General features: G+C 66.2%; 11 protein-coding genes. 8 read left to right on the top strand and 3 right to left on the bottom strand.

Translation table 11 applies throughout. The features are described from left to right. Positions 1-98: 98 nt before the first annotated feature. Positions 99-1,514 carry an NAD(P)H-quinone dehydrogenase gene (locus M1E07_RS07230; protein ID WP_461189571.1) on the bottom strand — a complete coding sequence of 472 codons (1,416 nt, stop codon included), beginning with the start codon at positions 1,512-1,514 and terminating at the stop codon, positions 99-101. Positions 1,515-1,619: 105 nt separating this feature from the next. On the opposite strand from M1E07_RS07230, the gene M1E07_RS07225 reads away from it, so the two are divergent. Together M1E07_RS07225 and M1E07_RS07220 are read left to right on the top strand one after the other, a co-directional pair. Beyond that, positions 1,620-2,438, top strand: coding sequence for a purine-nucleoside phosphorylase (locus M1E07_RS07225; RefSeq protein ID WP_461189570.1), 819 nt, complete (start codon positions 1,620-1,622; stop codon positions 2,436-2,438). A gap of 69 nt (positions 2,439-2,507) precedes the next feature. Further along, positions 2,508-4,259, top strand: a complete 1,752-nt coding sequence (locus M1E07_RS07220; RefSeq protein WP_461189569.1) for a phospho-sugar mutase — start codon at positions 2,508-2,510, stop codon at positions 4,257-4,259. Positions 4,260-4,286: 27 nt separating this feature from the next. On the opposite strand, the gene nirD is transcribed toward M1E07_RS07220, so the two are convergent. Further along, positions 4,287-4,673 carry a nitrite reductase small subunit NirD gene (gene nirD / locus M1E07_RS07215; protein WP_461189568.1) on the bottom strand — a complete coding sequence of 129 codons (387 nt, stop codon included), beginning with the start codon at positions 4,671-4,673 and terminating at the stop codon, positions 4,287-4,289. A gap of 270 nt (positions 4,674-4,943) precedes the next feature. On the opposite strand from nirD, the gene nirB reads away from it, so the two are divergent. The 6 genes from nirB to M1E07_RS07185 all read left to right on the top strand — a co-directional run bounded on the left by nirB (position 4,944) and on the right by M1E07_RS07185 (position 11,991). Further along, a complete protein-coding gene (nirB, locus tag M1E07_RS07210; protein WP_461189567.1) occupies positions 4,944-7,586 on the top strand; it encodes a nitrite reductase large subunit NirB in 2,643 nt (880 codons plus the stop codon). 2 nt (positions 7,587-7,588) lie between these two features. Further along, positions 7,589-8,623, top strand: a complete 1,035-nt coding sequence (gene cobA / locus M1E07_RS07205) for a uroporphyrinogen-III C-methyltransferase (protein ID WP_461189566.1) — start codon at positions 7,589-7,591, stop codon at positions 8,621-8,623. Between the two features lie 14 nt (positions 8,624-8,637). Next, on the top strand, positions 8,638-9,786 hold the full coding sequence (locus M1E07_RS07200; protein ID WP_461189565.1) for a uroporphyrinogen-III synthase: 1,149 nt from the start codon (positions 8,638-8,640) through the stop codon (positions 9,784-9,786). A 204-nt stretch (positions 9,787-9,990) separates the two neighbouring features. After that, positions 9,991-10,845, top strand: a complete 855-nt coding sequence (locus tag M1E07_RS07195; RefSeq protein ID WP_461190348.1) for an FAD-dependent oxidoreductase — start codon at positions 9,991-9,993, stop codon at positions 10,843-10,845. Between the two features lie 115 nt (positions 10,846-10,960). Then, complete coding sequence (gene deoC / locus M1E07_RS07190; RefSeq protein WP_461189564.1) at positions 10,961-11,677, top strand: deoxyribose-phosphate aldolase; 717 nt, start codon at positions 10,961-10,963, stop codon at positions 11,675-11,677. A gap of 50 nt (positions 11,678-11,727) precedes the next feature. Next, positions 11,728-11,991: a hypothetical protein gene (locus M1E07_RS07185; protein ID WP_461189563.1), complete on the top strand. Its 264-nt coding sequence runs from the start codon at positions 11,728-11,730 to the stop codon at positions 11,989-11,991. 64 nt (positions 11,992-12,055) lie between these two features. On the opposite strand, the gene M1E07_RS07180 is transcribed toward M1E07_RS07185, so the two are convergent. After that, entirely contained in the window at positions 12,056-12,868 is an 813-nt protein-coding gene (locus M1E07_RS07180) for a metal-dependent hydrolase (protein WP_461189562.1), read from the bottom strand. Positions 12,869-12,873 lie beyond the last annotated feature (5 nt).

Below are 12,873 nucleotides of genomic sequence, written 5' to 3'. Positions count from 1 at the left end.
GGAAAATTCCTTGATGAAATTCCCGGCCGGTCCTTGAAGGAGTCTATGCAGGAGGCGCCGCAGGGGTCCAGACCTTCCAGCCCCCTTCCGGGACCCCGCTACAGGTGCACGTGCAGTCGGCGCGCCGCCTCCGAGATGGACCCGGTCAATGACGGGTAAACGGTGAAGGTGCTGGCAACGTCGTCAACGTGCAGTTTCTGCTTCACTGCGATGGAGATGGGGAAGATCAGCTCGGAAGCGTTCGGCCCCACCACTACACCGCCGATCACTGTGCCAGAACCCTTCCGGGCGAAGATTTTCACGAAGCCGTCCTTGTGGTTGCGCATCTTTGCGCGCGCGTTGCTGCGCAGCGAAAGCTTGACCACGTCACCCTGGTACTTGCCGGAGTCGATCTCTGCCTCGGAGACGCCAACATTGGCGATTTCCGGCGAGGTGAAAATATTGGACGCAACCTGGTGCAGCTTGAGCGGAGTGACACTGTCGCCCATGAAGTGGGCGACGGCGATGCGGCCCTGCATCGCGGCCACCGAGGCAAGCGGCAGCACCCCGGTGCAGTCACCGGCGGCGTAGATATTGGGAGCGGTGGTGCGGGAGACACCATCCACCTTGATGTGGCCGCTTTCGCTGACCGCCACGCCGGCTTCTTCCAGGCCAATGCCTGCGGTGTTGGGAATGGAACCCAGGCAGAGGAGGCAGTGGCTGCCGGTCACTCTGGACCCGTCGCTGAGGGTTACCACCACGCCGTCGTCAGTCCGTTCCACGGTCTCGGCGCGGGAGCGGGACAGGACGCGGACGCCGCGACGCTCGAACACTTCCTCCAGCACCACTGCTGCATCCACGTCGGATCCCGGAAGAACCCGGTCGCGGCTGGAAATCAGCGTCACCTTGGAACCCAGTCCGTTGTAGGCAGACGCGAATTCCGCACCGGTCACGCCGGAACCCACCACAATCAGATCCTCGGGCAGTTCGTCGAGGTCGTAAATCTGGGTCCAGTTGAGGATCCGCTCGCCGTCCGGCCGGGCGGTCACAAGCTCGCGCGGATGGGCGCCCACCGCGAGCAGGATGGTGTCCGCCTCGACGGTTTCCGTACCCTCGGCCGTGAGGACCTCGATGGTGTGGTCGTCCACAAGCCGGCCCGATCCGGTCAGGATGCGGACGCCCTGGTTGGCCAGTCCGTCGTGGATGTCCTTGGACTGGCTGCGCGCCAGGTTGAGGAGGCGGTCGTTGATGTGCTTAAGGTCCGCACGCATCACCGGCACAAAGTCGCCGCCGTCGACGTCGAACTTCACTCCCAGCTCCCCCGCCTCGGCGACGCGGGTCATCAGGTCCGCCGTGGCGATCAGCGTCTTGGAGGGGACGACGTCGGTCAGCACGGCCGAGCCGCCCAGCCCCGCCCGTTCGATGATCGTGACCTGCGCTCCGAGCGAGGCGGCCACCATGGCGGCTTCGTATCCGCCGGGGCCACCTCCCAGGATTGCGATCCGGGGTGAGCTGAAATCTGGATGCGTAGTCACAATCAATCATTGTCCTGCATCCTCCCCTGACCACCAAAGAAAACGGTCTCTCAGGAAAGCGGCCCAGGGGTGGGCGCAGGCGGAGCGGCAGGATAACTTGTACCAGTGAGTACAACAGACTTTTTGAACACCGATCCCTTCGCTGCCGCACGCGCCGCCGCCGAGTACATTGCCGAGGAAACGGGCGTGGACAGCCACGACGTCGCCCTGGTTCTTGGCTCCGGCTGGGGCGAGGCAGCCGACCTGATCGGTGAAACCACCGCCACCCTCTCAGCTGAAGAAGTCCCCGGCTTCCACGCTCCTGCGGTAGTTGGGCACGTGGGCACCATCCGTTCGGTGCTCACCACGCAGGGCAAGCGGGCGCTGGTCCTGGGCGCCCGCACCCACTACTACGAAGGCAAGGGTGTCCGCTCCGTAGTGCACGGCATCAGGACGGCAGCGGCAGCGGGATGCAGCACCCTGGTGCTCACCAACGGCTGCGGCGGGCTCAACGAAAACTGGGCCCCCGGCACGCCGGTGCTGATCAGCGATCACATCAACCTCACCGCGGCCTCACCTTTGGAGGGCGCCACGTTCGTTGACCTGACAGATCTCTACTCGGCCCGGATCCGCGGGCTCGCCCGGGAAGTCGACGCCACCCTTGACGAAGGCGTCTACGCCCAGTTCGCCGGCCCTCACTACGAGACCCCCGCCGAGGTGCAATACGCCAAGCGCATCGGCGCCGATCTGGTGGGCATGTCCACGGCGCTGGAGGCCATCGCGGGGCGCCACGCCGGGATGGAAGTCTTTGGCATCTCACTGGTCACCAACCTTGCCGCGGGCATCAGCCCGCACCCGCTCAGCCACCAGGAAGTCATCGAATCAGGACAGGCCGCAGGCCCCCGGATTTCCAAACTGCTCGCCGAAATCATCGCCCGGCTCTGACGGCGGGGATTTTGCCGTTCCCCGAAGGGCAGCAAGAGTTCAGTGCCCAATGACGATAGCGTTAGGCCCATGACGTCCTCCGATGCCGACTTCCGCCTGCTCACCGAAGCCCGCGAATGGGCCGCCCAAGACCCGGACTCCCAGACTTCGGCTTCGCTCCTGGAACTCGTCCGGCTTGTAGAAGAGGACACCCCGGCCGCCCGGCAGGAGCTCGAAGACAGCTTCCGCGGGACACTGCAGTTCGGCACGGCAGGCCTGAGGGCGGCCCTGGGTCCCGGACCCAACCGGATGAACCGGGTGGTGGTGCGCCGGGCCGCCGCGGGGCTGGCAGACTTCCTGCTCGGGGCGGTGGGCAAGACGGCACCGGGAACCCGGCCCCGCGCCGTCGTCGGCTATGACGCCCGGCACAACTCGGACATCTTCGCTGAAGAAACCGCCGCTATTTTTACCGCCGCCGGGATAGAAACCTTCGTGATGCCGGCGGCGCTGCCCACTCCCCTGCTGGCTTACGCCGTGCGGGCGCTGGAATGCGACGGCGGCGTGATGGTGACCGCAAGCCACAACCCTCCACAGGACAACGGTTACAAGGTCTACCTGGGCCGCCATGCCGTCACGGAAAGCGGCAACGGCGCCCAGATCGTGGCGCCCTACGACGCGGAAATCGCGGCCTGCATCAACGCCGTCGGCCCGCTGGAATCCGTTGATCTTGCCCCCGGCGGCTGGACAGTGCTGGACAGAACCCTGGCCGCCGGCTACGAGCAGGCCACGGCGGCACTGGCCTTGCCGGAGCGCTTCCCCGCTCGAAACCTGCGCGTCGTTCTCACCCCGATGCACGGCGTGGGGGGCGAAACCGCCCGGGCCGTGCTGACCGCTGCCGGGTTCACCGACGTTACCCTCGTGGCCGAGCAGGCCGAACCGGACCCGGACTTTCCCACAGTGAGCTTCCCCAACCCGGAGGAACCCGGAGCGCTGGACCTGGCCCTGGAAACGGCTGAACGCCTGGATGCCGACATCGTTATCGCGAACGATCCCGACGCCGACAGGGCGGCAGTTGCAGCCAAGGATCCGGACACGGGCGCCTGGCGGATGCTCCGCGGAGACGAAGTTGGCGCGTTGCTGGGCGCCCACATTGCGACGCGGCTGGCCCCGGCTGACGGGGACGGCGGCGACAGCGGCAGCAAGGGGGTATTCGCGAATTCGATCGTGTCCTCACGGCTCCTGGCGCGGATCGCAACGGCCGCAGGCTACGGGCATGAGGAGACGTTGACAGGGTTTAAGTGGATTTCCCGGGTGCCGGGGCTGCTGTACGGCTATGAGGAAGCCTTGGGCTATTGCGTGGCGCCCGATGTGGTGAGGGACAAGGACGGGATCTCCGCGGCCGTACTGATAGCGGAACTCGCCGCCGCCGCAAAGGCTGACGGGAAGACCGTTTTTGACACCCTGGACGAGCTTTACCTGCAGCACGGGCTGCACGCCAGCGACCAGCTGAGCATCCGGGTGGCGGACCTGGGCCTCCTGGACGCCATGATGAACCGGCTTCGGGTCAACCCGCCGGAGTCCTTCGGGTCATCCGCGGTGGAGGTTTTTACGGATTTGGCCGAGGGCAGCGAGCAGCTTCCTCCCACCGACGGACTCCTCTACCTCACCAGGGACCTCACCCGGGTGATCATCCGGCCCAGCGGCACTGAGCCCAAGCTCAAGTGCTACCTCGAAGTCATCCACCACGTAGGCACCGCAGCTGAACTTCCGGAGGCCCGGCAGGCAGCGCGGGCAGCGCTGGACGAGGTGCTGCAGGACGTCAGTGAGGCGCTGGGGCTTTAGCTCGGGGGCGCCGGGGCGGAAAGCCGGTTAGAGCTCGATCTCGACGAAACCATTCGAAATGCGGGTGTTGTACGTTGCAAGGCTCAGGCCCGGGGTGCTGAAGCATTCGCCGGTCTCCAGGTCATAGACCTCTTTGTGCAGGGGCGAAGCGATGGTGGGACGGGCGCCACGTGATCCCAGGATTCCCCGGGCCATGACGTGCGCTCCGGTGGCCGGGTCCTCATGGGCCACTGCGAAAACCTCGCCGGGTCCGGTGCGGAAGAGGGCAATCTGGCGTCCGGCGACGAGGGCTGCTTCACCCCAGGCGGGTTCCAGATCATCCACCAGGCAGATGCGGTGCCAGCCGGCGGCGATGCCCGATACGGCCTCATCGATGCCGGCTGCGAGTGCCCCAAGTTCCAGTGTTGCCGTCATGTCGGCTCCTCTCCCTGTGCGTGTAGTCCTTGCGTTTGGCTGCCTTTGCGGCCGTGTTCCACGCTAGGCCCGGGGTGTTTCAAAGGGGTGCAGTGAATGTGTCCGGCGCGTAAAAGACACCTCACGCCGTCCGAAACGCGCTCGTGATGCAGAAGTTAAGTTGACGAAACAATTGGGAAACTGAAGCGAAACTGCCCCTGCCTAGTCTGGATGGACACTCGTCAGAGAAGGCTGCAGAGAACTGTCTGCGGCCCATGCGAAAGGCCCACAGTGACCGAACAGACTTCCAGCACAGAGACTCCGCGCCGCATCGTCGTCGCCGGCGGCGGCCCCGCGGCCCACCGTTTCGCGGACGCAATGCATGCCCGTGGCCTGGAAGGCTGGCATGTCACGGTCCTCACTGAGGAAGCCCACCTCCCCTACGACCGTGTTGCCCTCTCCAAGGCCCTGACCGAGATGGACTACGACCTCACCCTGGGCCAGGCGTCCATGTGGGACCACGATGCCTTGTCCCTGAAGACCGGCGAGCGCGTCGTTAAGATCAACTCCGAAGCCAAGACGGTGCAAACGGCGGCCGGAAGCGTCTTCGAATACGACGAACTGGTGGTTGCCACGGGTTCAAATGCCGCCCGCCTGCCGATTCCCGGCGCCGAGCACACGCACGTCTACCGCACCCTCGAAGACGTCTGGGCCATCAACAAGGCCATTGCCGAACTCACCGAAAAGCTGGGGCGCAAAGTCAACGCCGTCACTATCGGTGGCGGCCTCCTCGGGCTCGAGTCGGCGGCCGGCACCGAGCAGCTTGGCGCGAACCCGATCGTCATCGACGGTTCGCAGTGGCTGATGGCCACCCAGCTGGATGAAGGCGCGGGCCAGGCAATGGGCCGGCTCATCAAATCCAAGGGTTTCGAGGTTCACGGCGGCGTCTTCCCTTCGGAAGTACTGTCCGACGACGACGGCCAGGTTACCGGTGTCCTGATGGCCGACGGCCGCGTCATCGACGCCGATCTTGTGATCGTCGCGATCGGTGTCCGGCCGCGCGATGAACTCTTCCGTGCCGCGGAGGGCGAGGAGCAGATCTTCTCGCTGGGCCAGCGGGGCGGCGTGGTTATCAACGACTACTGCGCCACCGAGGTGGACGGAATCTGGGCCATCGGCGAAGTGGCCAACTTCGGCGGCATGTGCCTGGGCCTGGTTGCCCCCGCCAACACCATGGCAGAGATCGTGGCCGACCGCCTGCACGGCGGCGACGCCACCTTCCCCGGCTTCGACACCGCCACCAAGCTCAAGCTCTCCGGCGTCGACGTCGCCAGCTTCGGTGACGCGTTCGCCAAGACCGAGCACGCCCTCGAAATCGTCTACGCCGACCCTGCCCGCGGCGTCTACCAGAAGATCGTCACCACCGACGACGCCAAGACCCTGCTGGGCGGCATCTTCGTAGGCGACGCCTCACCGTACATGAGCCTGCGTCCGCTCCTGGGCCGCGAACTTCCCGCCGAGCCCGGCGCGTTCCTCAGCGCGGCCGGCGGCGGTGAAGCCCCGGAAACGGAACTGCCGGACGACGCCACCCTCTGCTCCTGCAACAACGTAACTGCCGGGTCCATCCGCGACGCCATCAACGGCTGCGGCACCTGCGAGGGCAACGCCCCGGTCCAGGAACTCGGTGAGCTGAAGGGGTGCACCCGCGCCGGTACCCAGTGCGGTTCCTGTGTCCCGATGCTCAAGAAGCTGCTGGAAACGGAGCTCACCAAGTCCGGCGTCGAGGTCTCCAAGGCCCTCTGCGAGCACATCGAGCTGTCCCGCCAGGAACTCTTCGACGCCATCCGCGTCCTGGAACTCACCTCCTTCGAAGAGATTATGGCCAAGTACGGCACCGGAGCAGGCTGCGACATCTGCAAGCCCACCATCGCCAACATCCTGGCCAGCCAGAACAGCGCCTACGTTCTGGACGCCGGCCGCGGTACCCTGCAGGACACCAACGACCGCGCCCTCGCCAATATGCAGAAAGACGGCACCTACTCGGTGGTCCCCCGCATCGCCGGCGGTGAAATCACCCCCAAGAAGCTGGGCGTCATCGCAGCAGTGGCTGAGAAGTACAACCTGTACACCAAGATCACCGGCGGCCAGCGGATCGACATGTTCGGCGCCCGGCTTGAGGAGCTCCCGGAAATCTGGAAGGAACTCGTGGACGCCGGCTTTGAATCCGGCCAGGCGTACGGCAAGAGCCTGCGCACGGTGAAGTCCTGCGTCGGGTCCACCTGGTGCCGCTTCGGCGTTCAGGACTCGGTGGCCATGGCCATCCAGCTGGAGCTGAGGTACCGCGGCCTCCGGAGTCCGCACAAGCTCAAGATGGGCGTCTCCGGCTGCGCCCGCGAATGCGCCGAGGCCCGCGGCAAGGACGTGGGCGTGATCGCCACCGCCGACGGCTGGAACCTGTATGTCGGCGGCAACGGGGGCGCCACCCCGGCGCACGCCCAACTGCTGGCCAAGGACCTCGATGACGAAACGCTGATCAAGTACATCGACCGCTACTTTATGTACTACATCCGCACCGCTGACCGCCTGCAGCGTACTGCCCGCTGGCAGGAGGAGCTCGACGGCGGCATCAAGCACGTTGAGGACGTGGTGGTGAAGGACACCCTGGGCATTGCCGAGGACCTCGAGGCGGCCATGGCCAAGCACGTGGACACCTACGTCGACGAGTGGGCAGACACCCTGAAGGATCCCGAGCGCCTGCGCCGGTTCCGCTCCTTCGTCAATGCGCCCGACCAGAAGGACGACTCCATCACGTTTGTCCCGGATGAGCGTGGCCAGATGCGCCCTGCTACACAGGAAGAAAAGGGCCAGGTCCTGCTCGGAGCGTCCATCGCGGTCCGGCCCGGCAGCCCGGAACCCATCAGGAACGAGGTATAGGCATGCAGCTCAGCATCGATCTCACAGGCCGCGAGGTCCTGGTCACCGGTTCGGACCACGCCGCGCGCCAGGCGGTCCGCCGCTACGAAGCCGCCGGCGCCGTCGTCTCCCGCCTCAGCACACCCCACGGTGCCGGCCACGACGGCCCGCTGCCCGAACGTCCCTTCCTGGTTGCTGCGGTCGACGACGGCCAGCCCGGCTGGGAGCACCTGCTGGGCAGGTGCCGGGAAACCGGGATTCCGGTCGCCGCCGAACCGGCGGCCGGACCCGTTGGCCACGTCACTCTCGTGGGTGGCGGCCCCGGAACAACCGAGCTGCTCACCGTCGGCGCCGTCAAGGCCCTCCGCGACGCCGACGTCGTCTTTTATGACCGGCTGGCCCCGTGCCAGGAGCTGGCGTCCCTGACCTCCGCCGAACTGGTGGACGTGGGCAAGAAGCCCGGGCACCACAAGGTCAGCCAGGGCGACATTGAAAAGCTGATGGTGGAAAGTGCCCTCGCAGGCAACAACGTGGTCCGGCTCAAGGGCGGCGATCCGTATGTGTTTGGCCGCGGCGGCGAAGAAGTGGCGTCCTGCGTGGCAGCCGGGGTGCCCGTGCGGGTCATCTCCGGCGTCACCAGCGCCGTCTCCGTCCCCGCCGCTGCCGGAATCCCGGTCACTCACCGCGAAGTCAGCCACATGTTCACTGTGGTCTCCGGGCACGCGCCGCTGACCGAAAAAGAGCACCACCACCTGGCAGGCCTTGGCGGGACCATCGTAGTCCTGATGGGCATCGGTACCCTCCACCAGCTCGCCGCCGGACTTCGCAGGGCCGGAATGCGCGCCGACATGCCCATGGCCGTTGTGGAACGCGGCTACCGTCCGGGCCAACGCACCACCATCGCTGACCTGGGCACCATAACGTCCGCCGCTGCCGGCTGCAGCAACCCGGCCGTACTTGTTATCGGCGAGGTGGTTCGGGTGGCTGAAGCCAACCGCGGGCATGCTGAGGCCGCCGCCGACCTGGACAGGCTGGCGGCCTCGCTGCTGGGCTCGTGAAAGGATTGACCTCCATGACTGCACTTGCACCGGCCGAAACTCCGCAGGCTGAAGAAGCGCCCGACCCCACTGAAGCCCCACTGGAGGGTTTCCGCATCGGTGTCACCTCGCACCGGCGGTCCCAGGACCTGATCGAGGCCCTGGAACGCCGTGGAGCGGAAGTGCTGCACGCGCCCGCGCTGAAAATCGCCCCCGTGCAGGAGGACATGCGCCTCATCGAGGACACCCGGGCCATCATCGCGGCCAAGCCGGACCTCTGCATCGCCACCACTGCCTATGGCATGCGCCGCTGGTGTGAAGCCGCGGACTCCTTCGGAATCGGCGACGAGCTGCTGGAAACCCTCGGTGCCTGCCGCATGTTCGTCCGGGGCCCCAAAGCCCGCGGTGCCGTGCGTGCTGCCGGGCTTGCCGACGTCGGAATCAGCAGCGACGAAACCACCGCGACGCTGGTGGACATGCTGCTCACCGAGGGCGTCCGCGGCAAGACAGTGGCCGTGCAGCTGCACGGCTACACCGATGTCCGGCAGCTGGAGCGCCTGCGCATGTCCGGCGCCACGGTCCTGACCGTTACGCCGTACCGCTGGGTGAAGCCCGATGGCGCGGACAGGCTTCCCCGCCTCATCGAGGCAGCGTGCAGTGGAAACCTGGACGTCCTGACGTTCACCAGCGCGCCTGCCGTCGACGCCATGTGGAGCACCGCCCATGAGATGGGTGTCTACAAACAGCTGATTGAAAGCCTGAAGACCAACGTCACCACCGCGGTGGTGGGCCCCGTCACGGCACAGCCCCTGCTCGATGCCGGCGTCACACCCCTGGTTCCAGAACGGTTCCGGATGGGTGCGCTTATCAGGCTGGTGTGTGAGCACCTCGCCCTGAACCACGTCCGGCGGCTCGACACCCGGTCCGGCAACATTGAACTGCGGGGACGCAGCCTGCGCATTGACGGCCAGCCCGTCGAACTGGCGCCGGCTCCGCTGTTGCTGCTGCGCGCCCTGCTGGGGGCCGGCGGTGCGGTCCTGTCACGCGAATCCCTGTCAGAACTGCTGGAACTCCGCGGATCGGTGCACGCCCTGGACATGACCGTCAGCCGGCTGCGTTCCTCGTTGCCTGACGGACAGCTGGTGGAGACCGTGGTGAAACGGGGCTACCGCATACGGGTCTAGCTGCGGTTGACGGGTGCTGAATGTGTCTACGCGCGGCGGAATGAGAGCCACGTCACGGGTTCTGTTACCGACTGGTAAATACTGGCGAACACCGGCCCGTTAAACGGCAATTGCGGGGAAACACCCCGGAAAAAGCGCGGGCCTACGCTGGGTTCCATCATGAAGTTCCGGCCGGTTTCCGGCCGCCAGCGAAAGGGCCAGCACATGTCCGCTCCGGCACCCTCCACCACCGCACCCGCCATCCGCATTGTCATCGCAGGGGCCGGCCCTGCTGCCCAGGCTCTCGTCAGCCAACTCGACCGTGCCCGGTTCACCGGCACAATCACCGTACTGAGCAACCGGGACGATACGCCGGAGGAGCTCCTGGAGCTTGCGCTGCTCCCCCAGGTCTCCGTCCGCTTCGGCCAGCCAGCCAGCCACATCGATGCGGAGAACCGGACTGTCGCGACGGCGGACGGAATGGAATTCAACTACGACCAGCTGGTCATCGCCACCGGGTCAGCACCGGTGGCCAGTCCGGTGGACGGCGCCAGCCGGTGCCTGAGCTACTCCACCATTGATGACGCTGCCCGCGTTGGCGCGGCCGTCAGTGAGGTCACGAGGGAACTCGGCAGGCGTCCGCTGGGGATCCTCGTGGGCACCGGGGCCGCGGCAGGCCAGGCGGAAGCAGTGCTCCGTGCCAGGGGTGTACGCCCCATCCGCACCACTGCCAGGCCGGCCGCGGTGATGCCCGGTGCATCACCGTCCGGCTTCGCAGCTTCCGGTGTGGTCTTCGAGGACGGCAGCAGCATGTACGGCGACCTGGTGGTCCTTGCCGAGGAGCGGGTGTCCCGGGACCAGCTCGCAGCGAGCGCTGGCCTGCGCACGGCAGCCTTCGGCGGGATTGTCATCAGCGAGGACTTCCGGACGTCCGTTCCGGGCATCTGGGCCATAGGTGATGCCGCAGCGTTCGACGGCGTCCGGCTGGGTCTGCTGGTTGCGGCCGCTTCCGCGGCGGGCGCCTGCGCCACGCAACTGCTGACGGCTTCTGCACCTGCCGCCCTGCCGGCGGCTGCCTGACGTAGGCCGCGCCCGGTTGCCTGCCTGATAGGGCCGCTCCGGCTATGGCAAGATGGTTCCGAAACGAGTCATGGGCGTCACAGCGCCCGGCCCACGGGCCCTGGAGAGGACCATCATGAGCAACGAAGCCACCCCTTCCGTTCAAACTGCCGCCACCGCATCCGGCAACATCGCATCCTTCATCGACCACACCCTGCTGAAGCCCGAGGCGGGAGAAGCTGACGTCCTCAAGGTCTGTGCCGAAGCCGTGGAATACCACTTCAAGTCGGTCTGCGTTAACCCAGTTTGGGTCAAGACAGTGAAGAAGGCCCTCAAAGGTTCCGGCGTCCTGACCTGTTCCGTGGTGGGCTTCCCGCTCGGTGCCACGCCCACCGATGTCAAGACCTTCGAAGCCCGCGGCGCGGTGCTGGACGGCGCCGACGAGGTGGACATGGTGATCAACATCGCCGCCGCCCGGGCGGGGGACAAGGGTGCGCTGGTTGAGGACATCACCGCGGTGGCAGAGGCTGTCCACGCCAGCGGAGCCATCCTTAAAGTCATCATTGAAACCGCACTGCTCGACGACGCCCGGAAGATTCTCGCCTGTGAGGCCGCCGTGGAAGCCGGGGCCGATTTCGTGAAGACCTCCACAGGCTTCAACGGCGGAGGTGCCACCGCGGAGGATATCGCCCTGATGAGGAAGACAGTGGGCCCGGACCTTGGCGTGAAGGCCTCCGGCGGCGTGCGTTCCCTCGAAGACGCGCAGGCTATGATTGCTGCAGGTGCAACACGTATTGGTGCCAGTTCCGGCATTGCCATCGTCAGGGGTGAACAGGGTTCATCCTCCTACTGACAGCAACCGGAGCCGCCACAGATTGAGGCCCGCGGGCCAAGGAGGAACGAATGTCCAGCAGTATCACGGCTTCCAACCAGAACCCGGCATCCCACGAAGGGTCAGTCCGGACCCCCCAGAACGAGAACAAGCTCGGCACGAGCATTCTTCTCTTCGTGGTGTGCATGGCCCTGTTCCTCGGCTCCATCTACTCGCTGTCGTTCCTGACGCTGGGCAATCCCTGGCCGATGGCCGCCTGCCTGGTGCTGTTTGCCCTGGCTTACTGGATCCCGCAGACCATCCTCGGACGCTCAGACTCCGCCGGCGAGCACTGAGACCCGCAATCAGTAGAGACCCCCTGGAAAGAATTCCAGGGGGTCTCTTTGTGCCCAGGGCGTTTTAAAACCAGATCCGGGTCCAGGCCTCGGCTGCGGCCGCCACCCTGGTTAATTGGCCTTGGGCAATGGACCAGCCCGCCACGCACAGCCCCACCATCGCGTAGGCGCTCACCGGGATCAGCAGCAGCCACTCACGTTTCGATCCGGCACGGCCCAGCAACGGCAGCGACAGGGCGCCGTTGGGCCGCCAGACCTGGCGCAGCAGCGGCACTTTGCGCAGCAGCTTGGGCGGCCGGATGACGATCGGCCACAGCAGGGGCACGCCCCCTGTGGTGATCAGGTCCCCCACAATGTGCACCACCACGCCGGTCAGCATCGAAACGGGGAGCCAGGTCCACTGGTCCGGCGCGAACCAAGTGACCAGCCCGGCCATGGTGAGTGCGAAGATCCAGTTGCTGACGAAGCCCGCCTTGGGGAACAGCTTCAGGGCCTTTGCCGCGATGTTGATCATAAACATACACAGCAGCCCGGCACCCACGGACAGCAGTCCCCAGTCCGTCTGCACCTGGACCTGACCGGCCAGGGTGGCCAGCAGCACAAAGAATGCCGCCCCGAGTACGGAGTGTGTGCCCTGCCGGTGCCCGCCGCTGGCGTTCTCGATCCCAACGGCGATCACGTTGGACAGGGGCGGCAGGGAATTCGCCACCGTGCTGTGCCGGTGGTCCCAGTCGCACACCAGGGCAGTTCCCGCCGTCGCCATCCCGCCGATCAGGATCCCGGTGGCATCCAGCGGATACCAGCCGAGCGTGTACGGCCCCGTTGAGGCAATAGCTACCCACGCCGCGGCTCCCGACGCGGCGTGGTGTCCTCCCATCAAGT

It is taken from the genome of Arthrobacter sp. Z4-13, from assembly GCF_054792705.1.
Note: the sequence above shows the minus strand (reverse complement) of the source record. Positions and strands in the feature narration are given on the sequence as shown.